General features: G+C 55.5%; 22 protein-coding genes. 13 read left to right on the forward strand and 9 right to left on the reverse strand.

Going from position 1 to position 23,797, the window contains the following annotated elements:
• Position 1: 1 nt before the first annotated feature.
• Positions 2-493 (reverse strand): (2Fe-2S)-binding protein, encoded by a 492-nt coding sequence (locus tag ACOOFE_RS26010; protein WP_141184109.1) that lies wholly within the window; start codon positions 491-493, stop codon positions 2-4.
• A gap of 199 nt (positions 494-692) precedes the next feature.
• On the reverse strand, positions 693-1,400 hold the full coding sequence (locus ACOOFE_RS26015; protein ID WP_141184110.1) for an SRPBCC family protein: 708 nt from the start codon (positions 1,398-1,400) through the stop codon (positions 693-695).
• A 226-nt stretch (positions 1,401-1,626) separates the two neighbouring features.
• Between ACOOFE_RS26015 and ACOOFE_RS26020 the strand changes: the two genes are divergently transcribed.
• Together ACOOFE_RS26020 and ACOOFE_RS26025 are read left to right on the forward strand one after the other, a co-directional pair.
• The gene (locus ACOOFE_RS26020) at positions 1,627-2,823 is read left to right on the forward strand and encodes an FIST N-terminal domain-containing protein (protein ID WP_420412711.1); all 1,197 of its coding nucleotides are present in this window, start codon (positions 1,627-1,629) and stop codon (positions 2,821-2,823) included.
• Positions 2,820-4,172, forward strand: a complete 1,353-nt coding sequence (locus ACOOFE_RS26025) for a hybrid sensor histidine kinase/response regulator (protein WP_420412712.1) — start codon at positions 2,820-2,822, stop codon at positions 4,170-4,172. The genes ACOOFE_RS26020 and ACOOFE_RS26025 overlap by 4 nt, the downstream gene beginning before the upstream one ends.
• 12 nt (positions 4,173-4,184) lie before the next feature.
• On the opposite strand, the gene ACOOFE_RS26030 is transcribed toward ACOOFE_RS26025, so the two are convergent.
• A complete protein-coding gene (locus ACOOFE_RS26030; protein WP_420412713.1) occupies positions 4,185-4,901 on the reverse strand; it encodes a response regulator transcription factor in 717 nt (238 codons plus the stop codon).
• Between the two features lie 798 nt (positions 4,902-5,699).
• Between ACOOFE_RS26030 and ACOOFE_RS26035 the strand changes: the two genes are divergently transcribed.
• From ACOOFE_RS26035 to ACOOFE_RS26085, 11 genes are all read left to right on the forward strand, one after another.
• Positions 5,700-6,122: a hypothetical protein gene (locus ACOOFE_RS26035; protein WP_420412714.1), complete on the forward strand. Its 423-nt coding sequence runs from the start codon at positions 5,700-5,702 to the stop codon at positions 6,120-6,122.
• Positions 6,123-6,133: 11 nt separating this feature from the next.
• Complete coding sequence (locus tag ACOOFE_RS26040; protein WP_420412715.1) at positions 6,134-6,847, forward strand: MotA/TolQ/ExbB proton channel family protein; 714 nt, start codon at positions 6,134-6,136, stop codon at positions 6,845-6,847.
• Complete coding sequence (locus tag ACOOFE_RS26045; RefSeq protein WP_420412716.1) at positions 6,837-7,217, forward strand: ExbD/TolR family protein; 381 nt, start codon at positions 6,837-6,839, stop codon at positions 7,215-7,217. Before ACOOFE_RS26040 ends, ACOOFE_RS26045 begins: the two co-directional genes overlap by 11 nt.
• A gap of 8 nt (positions 7,218-7,225) precedes the next feature.
• Positions 7,226-7,624: an ExbD/TolR family protein gene (locus tag ACOOFE_RS26050; RefSeq protein ID WP_420412717.1), complete on the forward strand. Its 399-nt coding sequence runs from the start codon at positions 7,226-7,228 to the stop codon at positions 7,622-7,624.
• Positions 7,621-8,715 carry a TonB family protein gene (locus ACOOFE_RS26055; protein WP_420412718.1) on the forward strand — a complete coding sequence of 365 codons (1,095 nt, stop codon included), beginning with the start codon at positions 7,621-7,623 and terminating at the stop codon, positions 8,713-8,715. The genes ACOOFE_RS26050 and ACOOFE_RS26055 overlap by 4 nt, the downstream gene beginning before the upstream one ends.
• A gap of 163 nt (positions 8,716-8,878) precedes the next feature.
• The gene (locus ACOOFE_RS26060) at positions 8,879-10,999 is read left to right on the forward strand and encodes a TonB-dependent receptor (RefSeq protein ID WP_420412719.1); all 2,121 of its coding nucleotides are present in this window, start codon (positions 8,879-8,881) and stop codon (positions 10,997-10,999) included.
• Between the two features lie 66 nt (positions 11,000-11,065).
• Positions 11,066-11,872, forward strand: coding sequence for an ABC transporter ATP-binding protein (locus ACOOFE_RS26065; RefSeq protein ID WP_420412720.1), 807 nt, complete (start codon positions 11,066-11,068; stop codon positions 11,870-11,872).
• Positions 11,862-12,740: an ABC transporter substrate-binding protein gene (locus ACOOFE_RS26070; RefSeq protein WP_420412721.1), complete on the forward strand. Its 879-nt coding sequence runs from the start codon at positions 11,862-11,864 to the stop codon at positions 12,738-12,740. The genes ACOOFE_RS26065 and ACOOFE_RS26070 overlap by 11 nt, the downstream gene beginning before the upstream one ends.
• A complete protein-coding gene (gene fhuB / locus ACOOFE_RS26075) occupies positions 12,737-14,716 on the forward strand; it encodes a Fe(3+)-hydroxamate ABC transporter permease FhuB (protein WP_420412722.1) in 1,980 nt (659 codons plus the stop codon). Before ACOOFE_RS26070 ends, fhuB begins: the two co-directional genes overlap by 4 nt.
• A 68-nt stretch (positions 14,717-14,784) precedes the next feature.
• On the forward strand, positions 14,785-15,852 hold the full coding sequence (locus tag ACOOFE_RS26080) for a siderophore-interacting protein (protein ID WP_420412723.1): 1,068 nt from the start codon (positions 14,785-14,787) through the stop codon (positions 15,850-15,852).
• A gap of 105 nt (positions 15,853-15,957) precedes the next feature.
• Positions 15,958-16,599: a TetR/AcrR family transcriptional regulator gene (locus ACOOFE_RS26085; protein ID WP_420412724.1), complete on the forward strand. Its 642-nt coding sequence runs from the start codon at positions 15,958-15,960 to the stop codon at positions 16,597-16,599.
• A gap of 22 nt (positions 16,600-16,621) precedes the next feature.
• Here the strand turns inward: ACOOFE_RS26085 and ACOOFE_RS26090 are convergent, their stop codons facing one another.
• From ACOOFE_RS26090 to ACOOFE_RS26115, 6 genes are all read right to left on the reverse strand, one after another.
• Positions 16,622-17,386, reverse strand: a complete 765-nt coding sequence (locus tag ACOOFE_RS26090) for an SDR family oxidoreductase (RefSeq protein WP_420412725.1) — start codon at positions 17,384-17,386, stop codon at positions 16,622-16,624.
• Positions 17,383-18,372 (reverse strand): NADPH:quinone reductase, encoded by a 990-nt coding sequence (locus tag ACOOFE_RS26095; protein ID WP_420412726.1) that lies wholly within the window; start codon positions 18,370-18,372, stop codon positions 17,383-17,385. Before ACOOFE_RS26095 ends, ACOOFE_RS26090 begins: the two co-directional genes overlap by 4 nt.
• A 34-nt stretch (positions 18,373-18,406) precedes the next feature.
• Positions 18,407-20,044, reverse strand: coding sequence for an ABC transporter ATP-binding protein (locus tag ACOOFE_RS26100; RefSeq protein WP_420412727.1), 1,638 nt, complete (start codon positions 20,042-20,044; stop codon positions 18,407-18,409).
• Between the two features lie 9 nt (positions 20,045-20,053).
• A complete protein-coding gene (locus ACOOFE_RS26105) occupies positions 20,054-20,851 on the reverse strand; it encodes an ABC transporter permease (RefSeq protein WP_209011063.1) in 798 nt (265 codons plus the stop codon).
• A 147-nt stretch (positions 20,852-20,998) separates the two neighbouring features.
• Positions 20,999-21,952: an ABC transporter permease gene (locus tag ACOOFE_RS26110; RefSeq protein ID WP_247653784.1), complete on the reverse strand. Its 954-nt coding sequence runs from the start codon at positions 21,950-21,952 to the stop codon at positions 20,999-21,001.
• A 98-nt stretch (positions 21,953-22,050) separates the two neighbouring features.
• On the reverse strand, positions 22,051-23,628 hold the full coding sequence (locus ACOOFE_RS26115; RefSeq protein ID WP_420412728.1) for an ABC transporter substrate-binding protein: 1,578 nt from the start codon (positions 23,626-23,628) through the stop codon (positions 22,051-22,053).
• Between the last annotated feature and the right edge of the window lie 169 nt (positions 23,629-23,797).

A 23,797-nucleotide genomic window follows, 5' to 3' on the forward strand; every position in this document is an offset into this window, starting at 1 on the left:
CTTATTCAGCGGCCTGGGCCATACCGGCCATCTGGTCGGAGGCGGATTTGATCGCCTTAACGATGTTTTGATAGCCGGTGCAGCGGCAGATGTTGCCTTCGAGCTCGTGGCGGATGGTTTTTTCATCCAGATTGCCAGCGCCGTGCCGGTTGATCATGTCGATCGCGCTCATGATCATGCCCGGCGTGCAAAAACCGCACTGCAAACCGTGATGCTCGCGGAAGGCGGCTTGGACCGGGTGCAGATTGTCGGCGCTGCCGACACCTTCCAGAGTCACAACTTCGGCGCCCTCTGCTTGAGCGGCGAGCATTGTACAGGACTTCACGGCCTTGCCGTTCACATGCACCACACAGGCGCCGCACTGCGACGTATCACACCCAACATGAGTTCCTGTCAGGCCGCGCACATCCCGGATAAATCCGACCAGAAGTGTGCGGTCTTCCACATCTGCCGAAACGGACTTGCCGTTCAACACCATCGACACTTTTGCCATGAATTATTCTCCCTCAGGTAGCTCCAGATCCAGATGTCCGCGTCCAACCGGGCTCCCAGATCCAAAATTTCTCCGGCTTTCCGCCGGTTGTTTACCGTTCCCAACCCAGCAACTTCAGATGGTTCTGGATCCTCCTTGCAAGAACTTTCCGAAACACTGGGCCAAACGTCAACTGCCGCCTTTGCGGCGGCAGTCAATTTCAGCTGGCCAGGGCCAAAACAATAATCAAACCGGCCAGTGCGACCATCCCCCAGACCATAGGTCCGCCGAATGCACCGCGGCCGGCCGCCGCTTCAATATTTTCTTCCGCCTTATGGATTTGTTCCTCTACAGCGTGTTCTGCATCCTCCAAGGCATGAACCACTGTGTCGGGCGCATCCTCCATCGCCAAACGCTTGGCTTCTTCGGCAACACCTGGATCAAGCTCCTGGGCATTTCCGGCTGAGGCTTCCGCCACCGTTTCTGCCGGACCGGCAACGGCTTCTGAAAACTTTGTGAAAAATTCCTCGGCCATTTTTTTGGCCGTGGAATCGATTAGCCGGCTACCGAGTTGCGCCAGTTTGCCGCCGACCTGCGCCTTTGCGGTATATTCCAGCAAGGTGCCGCCTTCGGCGTCACTCAGCTTCACGTCCGCTGATCCCTTGGCAAAGCCGGCAACGCCGCCCTTACCTTCGCCAACAATCGTGTAGCTTTCCGGTGCATTGATGTTTTCGAGTGTGACCGCGCCTTTGAACTTGGCTTTTACCGGACCGATTTTCGAGGTCACGGCAGCGGTCATTTCCGTATCAGATGTTTTTTCCAAGGACTCGCAGCCCGGAATACACACCTTCAAAACTTCCGCATCATTCAATGCAGACCAGACAGCATCCCGCGATGCCGGAATCAGTTGACTGCCCGATAACTCCATTGTCTCCCTCCAAAGCCGATCTTTTTTTAAAATCGGAAGCTTATAGAAAAGAACAGTGGCCCGGCCCTGTACACTGTACTTTAGGCCACGACCTCATCAATGAATGAAGGTGCGACCTAAGACGGGTCTCCGCTCTCCTTTACAAGCCTCCCGCTCAACAGCTACAAATTTATTGTGGTGACGGCAATCCCAGAGACAAGAGGAGGCTGGCATCTGGGAGGACAGTTTGGATCAAAAAGCCTGGACGCGATATGGCTGCGGGGTGGTTGCTCTGACAGCCAGCCGGCCAGAAGAAATTTGTTTTTGGACAGAATTGGGCGCTGCTGCGGCCTCAGGCCAGTTCACACTTGGTCTGTTGTTTTTTTCGCAAGACAATTTTTCAGCTGACGTTATTCAAGCGCAGATGGCGCAGTATGCTGCGGAACTTCCCTATGCCGCCTGTTCAACGGCAGGGGAAATAGGCGCCCTGGGCAATGACACCGGCCAATGCCTGGCAATTTTGTTCCCGAAAGACCAGTTCACTATCGAGCCGATCAGGATCGATGGAATCCGGACCATCGGCTTTGACCGGATCGTTGCACAAGTCAAACAAGCCCGGCAGACTTTTGAGCAAGAACATCAACCTTCCGCTCTTTACCCAGATATGGGTGAAACCTTCGCAATATGTCTGATCGACGGGCTGTCCGTTGTGGAAGAAATGGTCACCGCAGCACTTCACTGGGCGTTGGAAGATATTCCACTTCTTGGCGGTTCGTCCGGAGACAGCATGCGTTTTGCCAAAACATCTCTAATCCTTAACGGTATTGCCGGTGACGATTGCGCTTTGGTGCTGTTGTGCCGCAGCAAAGTGCCGTTCAAGATTTTCAAAACCGACCATTTTGTGCCAACGGAACGCAAACTCGTCGTCACCCGGTCGGATCCGGCAAGACGCATCATTTACGAATTTAATGCAGCGGAAGCGGCCTCCGAATATGCGCTAGCGGTGGGCATTGATCCCTCGTCGCTGTCGGCAATGAGTTTTGCATCCAATCCTCTAGTGGTCCGCGTTGGCGGTGAGTACTACTGCCGCTCGGTGCAAAAGGTGAATCCGGACGGATCCCTGTCCTTCTTTTGTGCCATCGACGATGGCATCGTGCTCACCGTTGCAGAACCGACCGGCATGACCCGCTCAACCCGGGAAGCCTTCGAAAGCGTCGATAAAGAGATCGGCGGGATTGACTTTGTGCTTGGCTTTGATTGCGCGCTGCGCCGGATCGATGCACAAAACCGCCAGGCTACCCAACGCATCAATGCTATCTACGACACGTATAATGTTCTCGGTTTCAACACCTATGGCGAACAATATCTGTCGATGCACCTCAATCACACATTCACCGGGATCGCATTTGCAAGAGCGCCATCTGGTCCGGGAGCACTCTTATGAGCCTTTACGATATTGATGACCCGGCCCGCCTGAAAAAAATCAACGCTGCACTGGTCAACCGGGTCGAACAGGCGATTGATCAGCAGAGAAACGCCTTTTCCCTGTTTCAGACGGCAATATCTTTGGAAGGGCAGATCCGGCGCCGGACCGATGAGCTCACTTCCGCCTTACACCGGGTGGAGGAAATCAATGTTGAATTGGCTCGGCAAAAGGATATTTCGGAAAAAGCCAACCGGTCAAAAACGCAGTTTCTTGCGGCCGCAAGCCACGACATCCTGCAGCCACTCAATGCGGCCCAGCTGACCATTTCTTCGCTCTATGACCTTCAAGAATCCGACAAAGCCCGGGCCATGGTTGGCCAGGTTGAGCGCTCGCTGGACACAATGAACGAACTGCTGCGCACACTTCTGGATATTTCCCGGCTGGATGCCGGGGTCACGACACCGCGTTTTACCTCCGTTCCGATCCCGCCAATTCTCGACAGCCTCTTGTCGGACCTCCGGCCGATCGCCGAAAAGAAGGGATTGAGACTGCGTGTCGCCGTCACCAATGACTGCGTTTACACAGACCGTCTGATGTTACGGCGCGCGCTGCAGAACCTGATTTCAAATGCCATCCGCTACACTGATCAAGGGGGGGTTTTGATCGGCACACGGCGGCAGGGCGACCGAATTTCCATTGAGGTGATAGACACCGGGCGCGGCATCCCGGAAGACCAGCAGGAAAAGATATTTGAAGAATTTCACCGTGGCCCCCTGGCTGAGGGCGATTTCGATCAGGGAACCGGCCTTGGTTTGGGACTTGCCATCGTCAGCCGGCTGGTCACGGCTCTCAATCATGAAGTCTCAGTGAATTCGGCTCCGGGCAAAGGCAGTATTTTCCGCATCAGCGCACTGCGCGCCTCCGAGCCGCCAGCCGTGCGGACAGGAGAGTCGGTCCAATCAGTTCCAGCCCCGGCAAATGCAAATCTTGCAGGCAAAAAAATCCTGGTTCTGGAAAATGATCCGGCAGTGCTTGAGGCTATGAAGGGACTGCTGGCGACCTGGGGCTGCGATTTCAAGATGGCCCGTTCGACCCATCAAGCTCTAACAGCGCTGGATAGCAACAGCTGGATCCCTGACTTGATCATTGCCGACCATCATCTGGATTTCGGCAATCTGGGCACAGATACCCTCGTCCATTTGTTCGGTATTCTTCCGGTCCGAGTTCCGGCGATCCTTGCAACGGCCGATGCCTCTGAAGCCGTTGTCGAACAAGCGGCCAGCCTCGGTGTTGAACATATGCGCAAGCCGGTGAAACCAGCTCAGCTGCGGGCACTGGCAACGCATCTCATCAACGGCGGCGAATAAACTGCCTGCCGATTACTGAAGCGGTGGCGTAGCCTCTGTCGTGGACAAAACATCGAATGGGTCGGCAGTGCCCAATGCCTCCAGCCGCTTTACTTCAATCACTGCCTGGGTCCGGCTGGAAACACTCAGTTTGCGCAGTATTTCGGACACATGCGCTTTGACTGTCGTTTCGCCAACCGAAAGCTCATAGGCGATCTGCTTGTTCAAAAGGCCGTTGCAGATCATCTGCAAAACCCGAATTTGCTGCGGCGTTAAACTGGCGAGCCGCTCAATCATCTTACGGGTTTCATCATCAATCGGCTCATCGACCGCATCACAATAGTTTTCCGGCACATAGACAGCACCGTTCATCACCTGTTGGATGGCATTAGCGAGCGTGGTTTTCTTAGATGATTTCGGAATAAAACCGGCCGCTCCATAGGCCATCACCTGCGCGATGATCGGCGGATCTTCAGCTCCGGAAACGACCACGACCGGGAGCCGGGGATAGTGGGTCCTAAGGTGAAGAAGGCCATCCATTCCTTTCACTCCGGGCATGGACAGGTCTAAAAGTGCCAGATCAAAACTGGAATCATCTTTAAGAAGCCTGCTAGCTTCATCAAGTGATGCCGCATCAAGCGTGTCGGAGTTGGGATACGCCAGCTCAACCGCGCTGTGCAATGCTTCCCGAAACAGGGGATGATCGTCAATGATCAGGAATTTGCTCGCGCCGTTGCTTTCAATAGACATGGCTGTGGGCCTCCCCTCTCCAAACAAAACCGAACACTTCGGTCTGTATTACGTTTCAAAACCGTAGCTAGGCTGTGTGGATGAATTGGAGACGCATTTCGTGAGGCAAAGAGCGAAAGATGGCGTGGAAAGACCTGCAGAGCGTATCGGTGATACGGTCTAGGGGCAGTCCACGTCAGATTGCTGCTCTTTGTCTCACCCGAAGGGCTGGGCCTGCAGCGTCCAATCTTCTGCGAAAATCTGTTTTGATGATGCACCAGCATCACCTGCGCCAGATTTTCTTGACCTTGAACGCAGCAACTCCCAGCGAAATACATCTCCTATTCGTCCACACGGCCTAGGTCATCAGTGTTTCTCGATAACGATGTCAACTCAACTGTCCTTTAGATGAAAGTCTCGCGGAGATTGCCCTGTCGAAGGAAGCCGCTGCGTCATAAGATTAAAGTTGAAGTTTTGGTTCAATTTTTTTGAGGCAGTGGTTCCAATACCGCTCCTTTTTGGTGTAAGGAACGATGAGCCAAGGCACAGTCTCTGACGAATTGCGGAACAGTTCGCCCCAGCCACGACAATCAAAATTCCTTTGCAATCTGTAACTTAGATCCGGAACACCGCTGATACGGCCGCGGTAATCCGGTCCTCTATGCGGTGGTACCGCGCCATTTATCGAGCGTTGGTCCAGAGGCGGCACAAACGGCCGTGCCGGCAAATTCGTTTCCAAACTGCGAAGGGTACACCACCAAGAGGCCGGAGTACTTGCTGGCCAATGACCCTTGTTCGAATGCACGAAGGAGAACACGGATGAAAAAAATTTTGGTTTCTTGCCTTATCGCCCTTGCCGGTCTTCCAGGCTTGAGCGCACAAGCGCAATCTGCTGAGGCAATCACCGTGCAGCTAAACACCGCGGAAACAGCTGGAGATGCCTGCCGCCTAACCTTTGTCATCAAGAACGACCTTGCCGCGGGTTTGGACGCGCTCGGTTTCGATCTCGTCACATTTGATCCTTCTGAAGGCGTCTCTGGCTATGCAGCGGTCAACTTCGGCACCATTCCACCAGGAAAAACCGTCGTCCGCCAATATGATGTCGGCAATGGCGCGTGCGCCGGAATTTCCCGGGTTCTTCTGAACGAAGTCCGGGTTTGCGAAGCCGAAAAGGCAGCCGTTGCAGACTGCCTGTCAAAGCTGAGCATCTCCTCCCGGTCTGACATCGACTTCATCATGTAATGGTGGACCTAATGCCCCAATATCTTTCTGCGGCCCTGCCGCCTTTCCTCACGCCGCTTACCGGTTTGATCGACCAGGGCGGCCCTGTCGTTCTTCTTCTTTTTTGCCTATCGATTGTGGCGGTTGGCCTCATCTTGGCGAAAGTCCTGCAGTTTTCCTTCCTGGGTGTTGGCCGGCATAACGGTGCGCGCGCGGCATTGGCACTGTGGCTCGATGGAAAAAAGCATGACGCTCAGTCGTTGGCCGAACAAAAGAACTCTGTGTTGGCTAATGTTCTGGTCAAGCTGATGTCCAGTACGCATCTGGCCAACGTTGATCCTACGCTTTTGAAAGAGGACATTGAGCGCATCTGCATCCAGCGCATCAACGTGTTGCGGGCCTATTTGCGTCCACTGGATATGATTGCGCAAACAGCCCCGCTGATTGGGCTTCTTGGAACTGTACTTGGCATGATCGAGGCGTTCCAGGCCATGCAAGGGGCTGGCGCAGCGGTTGATCCATCCGTTCTGGCCGGCGGTATTTGGGTTGCTCTGTTGACAACTGCGGTCGGCCTGGCTGTTGCAATTCCTGTGTCTGCGATTGTTGGCTGGTTCGACAGCCGGGTCGAAGCCGAACAAGCAGAAATGGAAGCCCTGGTTACGGCCTTCTTCACCGGCGGTGTTGCCGACCGGGGTTCTGCCGAAGTGGTGGCGTTGGACATTCCGGAGCCGAGGCATGCGGTTTAAAGCAAGGCAAAGGCGCAAACCGCTTGGCCTGACATCCCTGATCGATGTGATCTTTCTGCTGTTGTTGTTTTTCATGCTGGCGTCCAGCTTTACCCGCTATCAGGCGCTTGAAGTCGCCAGCGGCGGGCAAGGCGGTGGTGCCGATGTCAAACCGGCGTTCCTGCGCATTCACACAGCCGAGCGCATCGACCTCAACGGCATGCCACTGCAAAAACCGGAACTGGTCGAGAAATTTGCCGGCCTAACTGGAGACAACCCGGTCGTGGTTGCGATCTGGTCCGGCCCTGAGGCCAACGTTCAAGACGTTGTCGATGTCATGTCTGCTGCCCGTCAAACGGGTTTAAAAACCGTGCTGGTCACCGGAGATTAGGGCCTGCCATGCGCTTTAACCGCACCCAAAAACGACAGCCGCCGGAAAACACGATCCCCTTAATCAATGTCGTGTTCTTGATGCTGATCTTCTTCCTGTTTGCCGGATCAATCTCCAAGGACGATGCCAGGGAGCTGGAGCCGCCACTCAACATTCTGGAGGACGAAACCATCCGCTCGACCGGCGCCTTGATCATCGATCAGGAGGGTAAGACGCACGCGGGCGATCAGGAAATTGGTGTCCTCGATTGGGTCGCGTTGCGGGAGGCTGAAGCCGAAGACGGCGAACCCTTGAAAATCGCAGCAGACGGCACGCTTGGCGCCGATCATTTGGAAAAAGTCCTCCAGGAGCTGAAGACCACAGGCCGGAAGGACATTGTTTTGATTACCAGAAGAGGCACACAGTGACGTTTCCGCGTTTCTTAGCTGCTGGATTGGCGCTCTCTTTTCTGTTCCACGGAGCTGGCTCTGCCTATTTTGCCAAGGATCCAAATGAGATCGAAATCGCCGCCTCTCAAGGCGGTGGTGTTTCGGTCATCGGCTCCTTAGAAGACCTGGTAGCCGGTAGCAAAGTCGAAGAAATTACACCGGAAGAACCGGTCGAAGAGATTGAACCTGAATTCGAACCTGTTGAGGTGGTTCAGGCAAAGCCGGTTGAAGTGGCAAAGGCCGAAACCCCGATTCAGCCCCAGGCGCAACCTATTCAAGCACCTGTCACACCGGTTGTCAGCGAAACGGTCCCCGTTGTTGCCGGCGTCACATCCATCGAAGCGGTCACGGCTGAAACAGTAACTCAGCCCACGCCAGAGCCGGAAATAGCCGAACAGGTCAAAACAAAAGAGGTAACGCCTCCCAAGCCGGTCAAAAAGGTCGAGACCCTCCAGCAAAAACCGGAAGAGATTGCGGATATCAAACCGGACCTGGAAAAAGCGGTAGAGGTTACTGAACCGCTCAACCCAATTGTCAAAACGCCGCCGGTCAAACCAGAACCTCTGATCAAAGAAGCCAAACTCGTTGAGAAGGTGAAGCCGGTTCAGGAGATAAAACCGGTTAAACAGTTAAAGCCGGTCGAAAAGAAGAAGAAAAAGGCCAAGAAAAAAGGCTCCGACAGAAACTCCAAAAAAGGTGGTAGCCAGGTTACCAGCAGGACCGCCAACTCGAATGCGAACGGGCGCGCCGATGCCAAAACAAATGATGGCGGCACCAAAGCGGCTTCCAACTACAAGGGCAAGGTTTTCTCCAAAGTACGCCGCGCCCAGCGCTACCCGCGTAAGGCAGAACGCAAGAAGATCCAGGGAACAGTCCATGTCTCCTTCACGGTGGCAAAAACCGGATCAGTCTCCAACATCCGTGTTGTCAGGTCATCGGGGCATGCCATTTTGGACAAGGCCGCTGCAGACCAGGTCCGGCGGGCAGCGCCCATGCCTAAATTCCCGAAAAACATCAAGAAAACCAAACTCGCTTTCAAAGCACGGATTGCGTTCAAAAGCCGCCGTTAGGCCTCTTCGGATCTGCTTGGTGTGCTGTTCCGGTAACAGCGCACTCGATATGTGAGTTTTTACTCATATTAATACTTGCACAAAATGCTCAAGATTTATAAAGCTGCGTCATCATAAGATCCGAGCCAGAAGCCAGGATGCATACAGATGGGCAATAGGGCACATGTTGAAAAATTCTGGCTTGGTCACAGCCGCACTGCTGGCCGCTGTACAGGGTGCTGCTGCGCAGGACCTGACACTTGAAGATGAAACCGTTCTCAGCAGCGGCGATGCGACGCTTCTGGATGTGATTACCGTTACTTCCGCGACCCGGACAGAAACGCCGATTGATGAGGCAACCGTCTCGGTCTCGGTCGTTACCGAAGACCAGATCGAGCGCCAGGCCAACGTCAACTCGAATATCGGTCAGATCCTGTCGAAGACCATTCCTGGCTTCGGGCAATCGACCGAAAACCTGACCGAATACGGTCAAACCTTGCGCGGCCGGAACTTCCTGACCCTGATCGATGGGGTGCCGCAGACCAACAATTTGAACAACAACTACCGCGCGCTGAACAGCATCAGCCCGTCTGCGATTGGACAGATCGAAGTGGTTCGTGGTGCAACGGCGGCGTATGGTTTCGGCGCGCCGGGTGGTCTCGTCAACATCATCACCAAGACGCCGGAAGACGGAGAGTTCAACGCCAACCTCAGCCTCGGCTTCAAGGCATCTCCGTCTAATTTTGGTGAATCGCTCTCCTACATCACAGAAGCTGGGGCGTCCGGGGCAAAGAACGGCTTCTTCTATCTTGCCAACGGCAGCTGGGAAGACAGTGGCGCCTCCTTCACTGCGGATGGTGCACGCCGCCCGCCGGATTCCTTCGGAACCCAAGGCGGGACAGATGATATCGGCGCGTTCAACTTCCTCGGCAAATTGGGGTATGAGCACGAGAACCACCGGGTTCTCTTTAGCGCCAACAAGTACCGTTATTGGCAGGACAGCAATTGGGCCGGCCTCGTTTCCGGCGGCAGCCGCGCAAACAACACCAGTGCGACCCCGTCCCGCGGTAACTTGAACACCCGCACACCAGGAACTGACAACCTGACGCTCAACGCCAACTACACCAATGATGACATCTTGGGTGGTTCGCTGGATCTTCAGGCCTACTACAACGACAACACAACCACCTTCACCCGGACAGAATTCTTCGGCTTCCAATACGATCAGTATGAGACCGAATCCCAGAAGCTGGGTGGCCGGGCAACGTTCGACACACCGTTGCCCATTGAGCAGGTTCCGGTCGATCTCGTCTGGGGTCTCGATGTCTTGAACGACAAGACCAAAACCAACCCGATCGACGGTCCGGTTGACACCCCGGAATATGATCTCGTTGGTTTGGCTCCGTTTGCTCAGCTACGCGCTGAGCTGTTTGATGACCGGGCCAAACTGACCGCCGGTGTCCGTTACGAACATCTCTCCGTCGACATCAACGACTATGTCAATGAAATCGGCACGTCCGTGACTGGCGGAACGCTGACATTCCGCGAGCCGCTGTTCAACATCTCCGGGTCCGTTGACCTCAACGACACTTTCACGGTGTTCGGCGGCTTTTCCCAAGGCTTCCAGCTGGGTGACCTCGGACGGTATCTCTACAATTCCGATTTCACCAATGTGTCGCAGCTATCCGACGATGGACAGAAAACCGACAGCTATGAAGTCGGCCTGCGTGCTGTCGGCAACGCCTGGGATGCGTCGATCACCGGCTTTTATAATAAGTCCAACAATGGCGTGACCTACGACGCCAACCTAGACATTGTTCTGTCACCGGAGCAGATCTGGGGTGTCGAGATTGCAGCCAATTATGATGTTACCGATCAGATCGCTGTCGGCGGTACGCTGACCTGGCTTGAGGGTGAATACGATACGACCGGAGACGGCAAATACGATTCCGATCTCGGGTCAGACCGGATCGCGCCGCTGAAATTGACCGGCTATGTCGAGTATTCACCGCGTGACTGGGCGAACTTCCGCCTGCAGGGCCTTTACTCTGGCCACCGCGACCCGGACAGCACGCAGTTCACCGGCATCGAAACCATCGACTCTTATTTCGTGATGGATGCGTTTGCCGACTTCCAGGTCAACGACACATCCAAACTTTCGCTGGGAGTCGAGAACATGCTCAACGCGGACTATGTCCCCGTCTTGCAGCAGGCCTATTCAGTCCAGTCCTACGGCTATGATGACTATTATTACGTCAAAGCACCGGGAGTGACCTTCTCAGCCAAATACTCTGTGAAGTTCTAACTCCTAAAGCTCCGCTGTCCCCACGCGGCGGAGCTTTTAATGTTTTTCAAATGAAAGACCGGTCCGATGTCCGCCATCGCTGAGCAGCAGAAATCAAGTTCCAGCCGGCTTTTTTCCTGTGTCGACGTGTCTGTAAACGTGGACGACAAAGAGCTTCTAAAAACGGCTCATCTAGAATTCGCTGCTTCAAAAATCACCGGCCTCATCGGCCACAATGGATCTGGCAAGTCCACATTGTTGAAAGTTCTGGCCGGCCAGATGGCTGCATCTGGCCAAGTTCAATATCAGGGTCAGGACCTTCACACATGGGGCCGGCGGACCCTTGCCAGGTCCATTGCTTATCTACCGCAGGACCCTCCTGCAACCCGCGGCCTTCTGGTGCGCGAACTGGTAGCGCTCGGACGCTATCCCTGGCATGGCGCATTCGGCCGGTTTAGCGCCAAGGATGCAGACAAAACCCGGGAAGCTATGGAGCTGACGGACCTCGCTCCGCTTGCGGATCGCCTTGTCGATACCCTGTCTGGCGGGGAGCGCCAACGCGCCTGGATCGCGATGATGGTGGCGCAAGATGCTGAGTGTCTTCTGCTGGACGAACCGATTTCAGCGCTCGATATCGCCCATCAGATCGAAATTTTGAACTTGCTGAAGGATCTAAGCGAGAACCGGGGCATCGCAGTCATCGTGGTCTTGCATGACATCAACATGGCCGCGCGTTATTGCGACCGGTTGATTGCCCTGAAAAATGGCCGATGCTCAGCTGAAGGGCCGACGGACAAACTACTGACGGCCCCAACACTCAAAGACATCTTTGGTGTCTCGATGACGGTCGCCCCCCATCCGGGCGGTCAGGGAGTATTGGCCTATGTCGATTGACCGGCGGTCTTTTCTGATCGGTGTAAGCGCGCTTTCTGTCGCTTCGTTCCCGGTATTTGCGTCAAGCGCGTCGCGGATTGTTTCGCTGGATTATGCGGCTGCCGAAACGCTGATTTCCCTCGGTCTCCCCCCGGTCGGCGTTCAATCCGCGGACCACTGGAACCGGTGGGTTGTGGAACCAGAATTGCCTGTGTCCGTCGCAAATGTCGGTCAAGATCTTGCTGTCAATCTGGAGGTGATCGCGGCGCTCAAGCCAGACTTGATCATCACAACACCCTATACGGATATGTTGCGCGGTCGCCTTGAACCAATCGCGCCAGTTCACATGGTTGCCGTCTACAATCAGACTGGCACACCGCTCAAAAACGCATACGTTGAAACTGAGAACCTTGGCCGCTTGGCCGGCCTTCAAGGCGGCGTGGACGCTTTTCTAACATCGGCCGATGCCGAATTTGAGAGCCTGAAAGTCCGGCTTGCAACGAAAAAACGTCCACCCGTCGCGCTGGTCAATTTCATGGATCGCCGCCATGTCCGGGTCTATGGCGCCAGCAGTCTTTATCAGAACGTCTTGGACCGGATCGGTCTTGAAAATGCCTGGACCCGTCCAACCAACTACTGGGGTTTTGCAACGGTCGGGCTGGAAGAGCTCGCCCGCCACGCCCCTCAAGACATGCATCTGATTGCCTTTGAGCCGATCGTCGACGAAATCAAGCCGACACTGGCATCGAGCCCGATCTGGCGGACGATGCCGGTGGTCCAAAACGGCAACTATCAGGTTTTCCCGGCGGTTCTGACCTTTGGCATGGTGCCGTCCGCCTTGCGCTTTGCCCGATTGATCACGGACTACTTGGAAGGGCTCCCGTCATGACCGCTACCCTTCTCAACCGTGCACCGGTTCTCTCAATCACGCTGATTGTTGGCGCAGCTCTTTTGGGCTGGCCGCTTGTTGCGATTGTCCTTCCGAGTCTGATGGAGGCGCCCACCGGATATGATGTGGAGCGCATGATTGCCCTCTACTCGACATTGCCTCGCATGGTCACAGCATTGCAGTGTGGCGCGGCGCTGTCACTTTCCGGCGCGTTGCTTCAAATTGCCCTCAGAAACCCGCTGGCCTCACCCACCACGCTTGGCGTTTCGGCGGGTGCGCATTTGGCACTGGTCCTGGCGGGCCTATTCGCCCCCGCATTGATTGCCTTCAACCGCGATATCGTTGCCTTGATTGGCAGCTTGATTGCCGCAGGCCTCGTTTTCAGCCTTGTATCCCGCCGCGATATTTCTCCCGTGACACTGGTGCTCGGCGGCCTGGTGGTCAGCCTCTATTGCGGCGCGGCGGCCACACTGCTGGTTCTGCTCAACGACCGATATCTTGCTAGTCTTTTCATTTGGGGGGCAGGATCGCTCTCCCAGCAGGATTGGTCTATCCCGCTCGGGCTTTTTTGGAAATTGGCCATACCAATTTGCGCCGCCGGGTTCCTTGTTCGCCCTCTAACGCTTTTAAGCGCTGGAGATGAAGCCGCCCGGTCACTCGGCGCCTCCCCTGCACGAATGCGCATGATCACCGTGCTCACCGCTGTCGCACTGGCAGCCATGGTCACCAGTTCGGTCGGGGTAATCGGCTTCATTGGTTTGGCTGCACCCGTGATCGCGCGGATGAGCGGGGCCCGCACGGTTCTCAGTCAGATCGTTTGGTCGACGCTGATCGGGGCTTTGCTTTTGTTCCTGACGGACAACGCAATTCAGCTTCTTGCCGGATCGCTGGCCGATTTTGTTCCAACCGGTGCCGTCACGGCTCTTTTCGGCAGCCCGCTGCTTCTGCTGCTGTTGCGCAAAACCAAATCGTTACAAACTCCGAGTTCAAGCCCGGCGGCCGTCAAGCGGGTCTCTATTCCGTTTCTGGTAACGCTGTTGGGTTGCTCGCTTATCCCCGCCACTCTCGTATTCGCCAGCCTTCTCTTTGGCCGCGACGCCTCTGGCGAATGGGAGTTCATTTTTTCCAACGCCACTGCGGATCTTCTTTTGGAACTGCGGGCACCCCGTGTCTTCAGTGCAGCGGCGGCAGGCAGCTTGCTTGCGGCCGCAGGTGTTATCCTGCAAAGGCTATCACGCAATGACATGGCGAGCCCGGAAGTTCTCGGCGTCAGTTCCGGCGCTATGCTCGGACTGGCCTTTGGCCTGTTTTTCTTGGCCAGCCCGCATACCGGGCCAATGATCTTTTGCGCGGCCATCGGCGCATTTGCGATCATGGGCTTGATCCTTCTGCTCAACAGAAAAAGCGGCTTTCAAGCGGAACGCATGGTTCTCGCCGGGATCGCGTTCACTGCATTGCTCGACGCTTTGGTTGGTGCCTTGGCCGCCACGGGGGATCTGCGTTCGCTTCAATTGCTGCGTTGGATGAGTGGCACCACCTACGGCGCTACCTATGACAGCGCAACACTGCTCTTCGGCCTGGCCATTGCCTTGCTCGGCTTAGCGCTCTTATTGGTGCGCTGGATCGGTGTTCTGGAACTTGGACCAGGGGCCGCTGGATCGCTCGGCCTACCCGTTTCCCGCGCCAGCGGGTTGCTGTTTTGCCTTGCCGGATTGATGACGGCGGCTGCAACGCTTGCTGTCGGCCCTTTGAGTTTTATTGGCCTCATGGCACCGCATATCGCCCGGCATCTTGGGTTTGTCCGGCCAGCAGATCAGCTTCTTGTAGCCGCATCTGCTGGAGCCTGCCTGATGGTAACTGCCGATTGGATCGGCCGCCACGGATATTTTCCTTACGACATGCCCTCCGGCCTTATCTCAGCTCTTGTCGGCACACCCTTCCTGATGGTGCTTCTCGGCCGGCGGTCTTCTAGGTAAGCAACTGAAATTATTGCTCTATATTCACTTCGATATACGCAGCAGTACGTATCACACCGAGAGACAATATGAACAGCAAATCGTCCGCGTATGTGACTTTGAACCAAGCTGAAGGTGTCTTCGCGCATCTCCTCGATCATGCGCGCGAACATGACATCGTGCTGGAGCAAACCGGACCAAAAGACTTCAAGATTGTTGTCGGCAGTGGCTTTATTGCGATCGGCACCGATGGCCTTGGTCTCATTCTAAATATTTCGGCGGAGTCGGTCGGGATACTTTATTTCCTCAAGGAGGCTGCGGTCCGGCATTTGGCCGAAATCCGCCCGGAAGCTGCAGATGATCTCCGCTGGGACGACAAAGGCACTCTGACACTTAACCTCAAGGCACCGCCCAGTTTTCATGAGCTCTCCGTTGTATCTGTCAGCGAACCTTTGGCCGGATTGATCCGGCTTCGGCTGTCCGGAGCTGGAGATTTGAGCGGCCTTGCAGGACCAGGCATTCATGTCAAACTCATGCTGCCATCAAATCCCGGGCGCCCACCAGTTTGGCCAGAAGCCACGGCCAACGGGATCACAAAATGGCCGAAGGGCAAGGATGAGCTTCATGTCCGCTATTATACGATCAAGGCAATTGACCCAAAGACAGGTATGCTCGACATCGACATCGCCCGGCATGACGGCGGATTGATCGCAGACTGGGCCGTTACCGCAAAGCCAGGCGCAAAAATCGGGCTTCTTGGTCCCGGCGGAGGCGAAACTCCGGAAAAAGCTGCACGCGTCCTTCTGTGCGGTGATAAGACCGCGCTACCGGCTTTGGCTCGCATGCTGGAAGAACTACCGGACAATGTCGCTGGAGATGTGGTTGCAGAAGCTGCTGATCTAGATTGTTTGACGGATTATCTCCCGTCCACTCACCTAACGTTACACGTTCTCCCGGAAGACCGGTTTCGGAGCGATGTTGAACAGTATTCTGAAAGCCTGACGGTGAACAAGAAACCGGATTTTGCCTGGTTCGCGGGAGAACATCAAAACGCGCAAAGTATGCGGAGATTTTTCAAATCTGATCTTGGCCTCGCCAAGGGTCAACAATACGCAATCACCTATTGGCGCGACGGTGCGTCGCTGGAAGCAAATTGACCTGCATTAGATGTAATAAACAGCACTGATCATATATTAAGGGGTGCGTGCCTGAAGCGTCCTTGCAAGCAATTTGAATACAGGCATCCGAGGGGGAGATAAAGAGTGCCAGCCACGACGGCGAAATCCGTTTCTGCGCGAAAGTCCGCTCAGCAGGAACGCTCAAAGGCGAAAATCCAACTGATCCTCGACACCACGCTTGCTATGCTCAACGAAGGGCCTGCTGACCGGATCACCACCAACGAGATCGCCAAACGGGCCGGCATCAGTATTGGCTCGCTTTATCAATATTTTCCTAAAAAAGAGGCCATCTTCTACAGCTTGTTCAGCAAATGGCTGCAGGACACGCTTGATCGACTTGATGACGTCGAAGCACGCTTTAGCGGGTCTGAAGATCTTGAGGATCTGTCAGATGCGGTCTTTGAGTGCCTGTCCCGCGACGACAGCATCAACTCAAAAGGCCACTGGCAGCTCCTCAGGGCCATGGGCAGCACCGAAGAACTTGCCGCTTTGGAAGCAGAACATCAAAGAGAAGTCTTCCAGCGTATCGTCGGATTTCAAGAAAAGTTTGGCCGGTCCATTCCTCCCGAAAAGGCCGAAGTCCTGGCAACTCTGCAGCACCATGTGACTGTCGGATGCCTGGCCACTGCCGCCCAAATCGGCAATCACCCGGAACGCGCGGCCGCCCTCGACTGGGGCCGCAAAGCGATGCGGTTCATCTACGACATTGAGAAATTGAACGCCTGATTACGCCAAATTCGGAAGACGCTTACGGAACCTTCGGATCCGGGTTTTCTGTATGACCATCGACGGCGATCACCTGGCCCGAAACCAGCCGAGCCCCGTCTGAAGCCAGGAACGCTGCCATTTCGGCAATGTCCTCGGGCCAGACAAAAGACTTCATCGACACGCCGGAGGTATAGCCTTCATAGATCGCGTCGCGGGTCGTACCCTTTTCGGCTGCCTCGCGCATCATGACACCTTCCATGCGCGGCCCTTCAACCCCGCCCGGACAAATGGCATTGGCGCGGATCCCGAACGGTCCCAGCTCCATCGCCAGAGTTTTCATGAACCCAATCACGCCCCATTTGGCAGCCGCATAAGGCGCGCGGTTTGGGTACCCAAATATTCCTGCGGTTGAAGACGTCACGATAATGGCGCCGGACCCGGCGGCTTTCATCATCTGCGCAGCATATTTGGCAAACAGGAACGGGCCATCGAGGTTCACGGACAGGCAACGTCGCCAGTCATCCAGTGCGATGTTTTCGACCTTTGCAGTTGGACCCGCGATGCCAGCATTGGCGCACAGGGTGTCGAGTCCGCCCCACGCGGCCTTGATTTCAGAAAAGAGCGCGCTCACCGCGTCTTCATCGGTGACATCCAGGCAGGATTTCTGCCAGTTCTCTGGACACGCCTGGAGTGCGGCCCCATCGACATCAACGATCCAGACCTGATCCCCATTTGCTGCGAACTTTTCAGCCATCGCCCGGCCGATACCGGAGGCACCAGCCGTGATCAGAACCCGTTTGCTCATATGTCGGCCACCTTGATGACTGTGGTGCCGATCTTGGTACCCGCTTCCACAAAGGCATGGGCTTCGGCAGTCTGGTCCAGGGAAAAGGTGCGCGCGACCGGGTGCTGCAGATCGTTGTTGGTGAGCCAACCAGTGATATCAACGACACCCGCTGTCCGTGCCGCTTCCGGCAAGATGTAAACCAAAACCATGCGCAGCGTCTGACCGTCAAACATCATCGGATAAAAGGGGAGTTTCGGTTCCGGATCTGCCATGGAGCCATAGGCAGCAATGGTGCCGTTTTGCGCCAGAACCTTACGGGAAGTCGCGAGATTACCGCCGAATTCGACTTCAACGATCCGTTCAACCCCCTTGCCCGAGGTGGCCTCCAGAATGTTTTCCGCAACATCGTCGGTGCGGTAGTTCAGGACAACATCGGCGCCCATTTGCCTCGCATGGGCGGCCTTTTCCTCAGAGCTCACCGTGGTGAAGACCCTGGCACCACGCAGTTTAGCCATCTGGATTGCATAAGAACCAACGGTCCCCGCCCCACCAGTTACAAGAATATCCTGGCCGTCAATGGCACCATCGGCAAAGAGGCACCTGTGTGCGGTCAAAGCGGGAATGCCGAGGCATGCACCGTCTTCAAAACTTGCTTCTTCAGGCAAATAAACAGCCTGTTCTTCATGCAGCGCGATGAGGGTTCCATTCGACCCGTGCGCCCGCTTCCAGCCTGCATTCCAGAGCCAGACCCGTTCACCAATCCGTTCTTCGTTGACGCTGTCGCCTACCGCCACAATCCGTCCAGCGCCATCGCTATGAGGAATAACCCGATCGAAAGCCATCGGGCCACGGACCCCAGCACGGGATTTGGCATCCGATGGATTGACCGCAGAGGTGGCAACCTCGACGAGTACCTCGCCATGTGCCGGTTTTGGGTCGTCCAGCTCGCCAACGATAAAAACATCGTTCGCCGGACCATTGGTTTCGTAATAGGCGGCTTTCATAGCTCTACCCTCAACTTATTGAATGCATTTGGCTTCAGACTTTTGACGCCGCTGCGCGTTGCTTCAGGAGGTCCGTCAGCCAGTTCGGGTCCATTTCAGGAACCGACGACAACAACAGTTCCGTGTAAGGATCATGCGGCGGGGTAAACATGGCCGATTTCTGCCCTAGTTCGACCACCTTGCCCGATTGCATGACAACCACCTCATCAGCGATTGCCTTCACCGTCGCAAGATCGTGCGTGATGAACATATAGGCGAGATCAAGCTCGCTTTGCAGACGGTCTAGCAATTTCAAAATGCCTTCGGCCACCAGCTGATCAAGCGCGGACGTGACTTCGTCGCAAATGATGAACTTCGGGTCCGCCGCAAGCGCTCTGGCAATACCAACCCGCTGTTTCTGACCGCCGGACAGTTCCGAAGGCAACCGGCCGATAAACTCATCCGGCTCCAGTTCGATCATATGTAGAAGTTCACGAACTCGGTCTTTCAGCGCTTTGCCGCGCAGGCCGAGGTAAAACTGCACAGGACGGCCAATGATCTGGCCAATGCTCTGCTTCGGATTAAGGGCCGTATCCGCCATCTGATAGATCATCTGGATCTGGCGCAATTGATCGGGCGTGCGGGCTTTGTAGCCCGCCGGGAGCGGTGCGCCATCAAATAGCACCTCACCTGCCAGCGGTTGCAAAAGGCCCGTGATCACGCGGGCTGTGGTAGATTTGCCGCTACCTGATTCCCCTACGACGGCTACAGTCCGGCGTTTGTGAACATCAAAACTGACGTCGTGAAGCACTGTCAGCTGCCCGTAGGCGGCGGTTACGTTTTTGACCGAGACAATCGGTGTGTCTTCTTTAGCTGCTAATGGCTGTTCTTCACGTGCATGGCTACGCACGGCCCAAAGGGATTTGGTGTAATCCGCCTTTGGCGCATCCAGCATGGTTTTTGTGTCGGCTTCCTCGACCTCATTGCCATGCAGCAGCACCTTAATCCGGTCTGCCATCTGGGCTACCACCGCCAGGTCGTGGGTAATGTAGATCGCTGCGGTCTGGAACTGATCAACAATGTCCCGGATCGCGTCCAAAACCTCAATCTGCGTGGTCACATCGAGCGCCGTGGTTGGCTCATCGAAAATGATCAGATCGGGCCGGCAGGACATCGCCATTGCGGTCATCGCCCGCTGCAACTGCCCCCCGGACACTTGGTGCGGATAGCGGAACCCTATGTTTTCCGGATCGGGCAACTGCATTTTCCGGTAAAGCTCGACCGCATCGGCCGCCGCATCGCCGCGCGACGACGTGCCGTGCTGAACCGGGGCTTCCGTATATTGATCGATCAACCGATGTGCCGGATTGAAGCTGGCTGCAGCGGACTGCGCCACATAGGCGATGCGTTTGCCCAAGAGATCGCGCTTCACGGAAGGCGCCGCTTTGACCAAGTCAATGCCATCGAACGTGATCGATCCGCCGGAAATCCGGCAGCCGTCGCGGGTGAAACCCATAGCTGCCAGGCCGAGGGTCGATTTGCCCGCTCCGGATTCACCGATCAGGCCGAGAACTTCGCCGCGATGGAGCGTCAGATCGACACCCTTGACGATTTCGCTCCATTTTTCGTCAGACCGGCCTTCAATGCGCAGTCCCTTGATCGTTAGGAGCGGTGTATTTGACGTATCAGTCATATCGGATCCTCACTCCTTCAATCCGCTGGCCCGGTGCAGCATCCAGTCAACGACGAAGTTGACCGCCACGGTCAAAAGCGCAATGGCGCCAGCCGGCAGCAACGGAGTGATGTCACCAAAAGTAATCAATGTGGCGTTGTCACGCACCATGGATCCCCAGTCCGCAGTCGGCGGTTGAATGCCAAGGCCCAGGAAGGACAAGGCCGAAATCGACAGGAACACAAAACAAAACCGGAGGCCGAATTCCGCCACGAGCGGCGCTGCCGCATTTGGTAAGATCTCACGGATGATCAGATAGCCAAGGCCTTCACCACGCAGCCGGGCCGCTTCGATGTAGTCCATGACAACTATGTTCATGGCAACCGACCGGGCCAGCCGGAACACCCGGGTGGCGTCAATCATCGCGATTACCAGGATCATATTGACGATCGATGTTCCAAAAATCGTCAGCAGCAAAAGCGCGAAAATCAAGGATGGGATTGCCATCAAAATATCGACGAACCGGCTGAGCAATTCATCGATCCAGCCGCCGAGAACCGCTGCAAGCAGCCCCAGGATGGAGCCGACGAAAAAGGCCAACAGAGAGGTTGCAAAGGCAATGCCCACCGTGTTGCGCGCGCCGTAGACCAGGCGTGTGAACATATCCCGACCAATGTTGTCTGTGCCAAGCCAGTGAGCGCTGTCCCAGGGCAGAAACTGTGCGCCAACGACTTCTGTCTCACCGAACGGTGCGATCAACGGCGCGAACACGGCGACCACAAAATAGATCACGATAACCAGCAGACCAAAACTTGCCGACAGCGGCATAGTCCGGGCAAACTTTGCGACGGATCCAGTTCCAGCCGTGATCAGCACAGTGCGGAACACATAGGCACTCGCGGCGGCAAGGCCCAATGCTGCCGCGCAATAGATCAGGGTCATCCATAGTGGAGTTGAAGATGCCATGCCCGTCTCCTAACGCGAATGAATGAGGCGCGGGTTGGACAAGGTCGCCAGGACATCCGCAGTCAGATTGAGAAGGACATAGGCGCAAGCGAAAATCAGGGCCGCGGCCTGAACAACGGTGAAGTCGCGTTTGGCGACCGAATCCACCATCAGCTGACCAAGGCCCGGATACACAAACACGACCTCGACGACCACAACCCCGGTGATGAGGTAGGCCAAATTGAGGGCGATGACGTTGATAATCGGTGCCAAAGCATTCGGCAAAGCGTGTTTGACGATGATCCGTGCCGGACTAATCCCTTTCAATCGGGCCATCTCGATATAGGGCGATGCCAGTAGGTTGATGATCGCGGCCCGGGTCATACGCATCATGTGCGCGGTCACCACCAAGGTGAGCGTTAGGGCCGGAAGGAACGTACGGTAGAGTTGTTCACCGAAGGACGTGCCCGGTTTTAGCGTTGCCAGCGATGGGAACATCCCGCTTTGCGCCAGAAGAACAATCAGAATGTAGGCGACAAAAAACTCCGGGAATGAGATCGAGCTCAAAGTGACCAGGTTCACCGTCCGATCAAACAAGGAATTTCTGTAAAGAGCTGCCAAAATGCCCAGGCCGACGGCCAGTGGGATTGAAATTGCCGCAGCATAAAGGGCGAGAAACAGTGTATTGCCAAGGCGGCCTGAGATCAGGTCTGCGATTGGCCGGCCATTGGCAAGAGAGTTTCCAAAGTCTCCCTGAAGTACACCGCCCAACCAGCTCAGGTACCGTTGATAGGCAGGGAGGTCCAATCCGAGTTCCCGGCGGAAAGCCGCAACGGTTTCCGGAGTTGCCGATTGTCCGAGGATTTCCTGGGCAATGTCGCCCGGTAACATCTCGACCGCTGCAAAGATCAACAGCGAAATTGCAAACAGGGTCAAAAGGCCAAGCCCAAGGCGCTTGGCAATCATAAGCCAGATTTTACCCACTAAATCTCCCCCCGAGATGGCGCGCGGAAACGCCGGATGTGCTGGTCACATCATGTTACCGCAAGGCCCGGTGTATTCCGGGCCTTGCAGCAGCGTTTTTAGGCGAACCACCATCTCTCGACAGCGCGGAAACCGTCAAGCGTCCAGTTGGCGCCAACTTTCTCGGGAGTTGCGATGGCTGTCGAATGGGCCATGACATAACTTGCGAACATCGGGATAACCGTGCCGCCTTCGTTGCTGACAATGTTCTGCATCTCGAAGTACATTTCGCGACGCTTTTCTTCGTCAAGCTCGGAACGGGCTTCGACCAGCAGCTTGTTGAACCGCTCATTTTCCCAGTAAGTGTCGTTCCACGGCACACCTGAGGCATATGCGGTAGCAAACATCCAGTCTTCGGTCGGACGGCCACCCCAGTAAACCGCGCAGAACGGCTTTTTCATCCAGACGTTTGACCAGTAGCCATCGTTCGGCTCACGCACGATTTCGATGTTGATGCCAGCTGCCTTGGCAGATTCTGAGTAAAGTACACCAGCATCGACAGAGCCGGTGAAGGCTGCATCAGACGCAGATAGCGCAACATCCAGGCTGTCGAGACCGGCCTGCTTCAGATAATGCTTCGCCTTGTCAGGATCGTAAGTGTGCTGCTCGAGTTCTGCTGCGAAGAACCGGTTGGAACGTCCAATCGGATGATCGTTGCCGACTTCACCGAAGCCGTTCAGAACCTTGTTGACCAGTTCCTGGCGGTCGATGGCGTATTTCAACGCCTGACGCACGTTGTTGTCATTGAACGGCGCAGCACGCGTATCCATGGCAAAGGTGTAATGCTGCGTTCCTGTGGTGGTCAGGAGTTTCAGATTTGGCGAACGGCTCAGCATGTGCGCTGTGTTCACATCGACCCGGTCGATTACGTCGGCTTCGCCTGTCACCAAAGCGTTCAAGCGCGCTGCGGAGTCCAGGATTGCGAGAATTTCAACGCCATCGAAATGGGCCCGATCCGACTTCCAATAGTTCGGATTGCGTTTCAGTGTCGCCTGAACGCCCGGCTCATAGGATTCCACAACATAAGCACCACACCCGTCATTGCTGGCCGGGTCGATAGCACCATTAGCTGCCGGCATAACTGGCAGGTGATAATCCGACAGGATGAACGGGAAATCGGAGTTGCCGTTTTCCAACGTCACGACAACCGTGGACGGTCCATCAGATTTAATGTCGGTGATTGGCGCAACGATTGGTTTTGCAGCCGATTTACTGTCTTCACCCCGGTGATGGTTCAATGACGCGATCACGTCTTCAGCTGAAACGGTTTTGCCTGAATGGAACGCAACGCCGTCACGCAGCTTCAGTGTCCAGACCTTAGCGTCCGGGCTTGCTTCCCAGCTTTCAGCGACTTCGCCAACCAGGGATCCATCGGCAGCGATTTCAGTCAGGTAACCGTGACGAGCCGTTGCAAAAACCTGGACGTATGCGTTGTCCCAGGTAGCCGGATCATAGCTGTCTGACGTGTTGCCATGACCCATTGCAAGACGCAATGTGCCGCCTTTTTTCGGCTCGGCATGCGCACCGCGCGCGCCCATAGCAGACAGTGCTGCCGCACCTCCAAGTGCGGTTGCCCCTTGCAGAATGGTTCTGCGGGAAATTCCCTTGGAAGCAGTTTTTGTTAGATCTTTTATCATTCGATCCTCCTCCGGATATTTTCTGTGCTTGAACTTCGTGACCCACTATATCGCAGATCTTCCCTCTGATTTTTTTGTTTTCTGCGCCACCGGAAATTGTTTCGCATGCAAACGATACAAACACCGATATCACACCCACCCGCGACCGCTATCTTTATTTTGATTGATT

Source organism: Roseibium sp. (genome assembly GCF_965216085.1).
GTDB lineage: Bacteria > Pseudomonadota > Alphaproteobacteria > Rhizobiales > Stappiaceae > Roseibium.

Coding starts and splice junctions, on each gene's coding strand:
- ACOOFE_RS26015 (WP_141184110.1), bottom strand. CDS start 1,400: ATGGAGTTATCGGGCAGTCAACTGATTCCGGCATCGCGGGATGCTGTC.
- fhuB (WP_420412722.1), top strand. CDS start 12,737: ATGACCGCTACCCTTCTCAACCGTGCACCGGTTCTCTCAATCACGCTG.
- ACOOFE_RS26040 (WP_420412715.1), top strand. CDS start 6,134: ATGCCCCAATATCTTTCTGCGGCCCTGCCGCCTTTCCTCACGCCGCTT.
- ACOOFE_RS26035 (WP_420412714.1), top strand. CDS start 5,700: ATGAAAAAAATTTTGGTTTCTTGCCTTATCGCCCTTGCCGGTCTTCCA.
- ACOOFE_RS26030 (WP_420412713.1), bottom strand. CDS start 4,901: ATGTCTATTGAAAGCAACGGCGCGAGCAAATTCCTGATCATTGACGAT.
- ACOOFE_RS26105 (WP_209011063.1), bottom strand. CDS start 20,851: ATGCCGCTGTCGGCAAGTTTTGGTCTGCTGGTTATCGTGATCTATTTT.
- ACOOFE_RS26010 (WP_141184109.1), bottom strand. CDS start 493: ATGGCAAAAGTGTCGATGGTGTTGAACGGCAAGTCCGTTTCGGCAGAT.
- ACOOFE_RS26025 (WP_420412712.1), top strand. CDS start 2,820: ATGAGCCTTTACGATATTGATGACCCGGCCCGCCTGAAAAAAATCAAC.
- ACOOFE_RS26070 (WP_420412721.1), top strand. CDS start 11,862: ATGTCGATTGACCGGCGGTCTTTTCTGATCGGTGTAAGCGCGCTTTCT.
- ACOOFE_RS26100 (WP_420412727.1), bottom strand. CDS start 20,044: ATGACTGATACGTCAAATACACCGCTCCTAACGATCAAGGGACTGCGC.
- ACOOFE_RS26050 (WP_420412717.1), top strand. CDS start 7,226: ATGCGCTTTAACCGCACCCAAAAACGACAGCCGCCGGAAAACACGATC.
- ACOOFE_RS26065 (WP_420412720.1), top strand. CDS start 11,066: ATGTCCGCCATCGCTGAGCAGCAGAAATCAAGTTCCAGCCGGCTTTTT.
- ACOOFE_RS26095 (WP_420412726.1), bottom strand. CDS start 18,372: ATGAAAGCCGCCTATTACGAAACCAATGGTCCGGCGAACGATGTTTTT.
- ACOOFE_RS26115 (WP_420412728.1), bottom strand. CDS start 23,628: ATGATAAAAGATCTAACAAAAACTGCTTCCAAGGGAATTTCCCGCAGA.
- ACOOFE_RS26060 (WP_420412719.1), top strand. CDS start 8,879: ATGTTGAAAAATTCTGGCTTGGTCACAGCCGCACTGCTGGCCGCTGTA.
- ACOOFE_RS26045 (WP_420412716.1), top strand. CDS start 6,837: ATGCGGTTTAAAGCAAGGCAAAGGCGCAAACCGCTTGGCCTGACATCC.
- ACOOFE_RS26090 (WP_420412725.1), bottom strand. CDS start 17,386: ATGAGCAAACGGGTTCTGATCACGGCTGGTGCCTCCGGTATCGGCCGG.
- ACOOFE_RS26080 (WP_420412723.1), top strand. CDS start 14,785: ATGAACAGCAAATCGTCCGCGTATGTGACTTTGAACCAAGCTGAAGGT.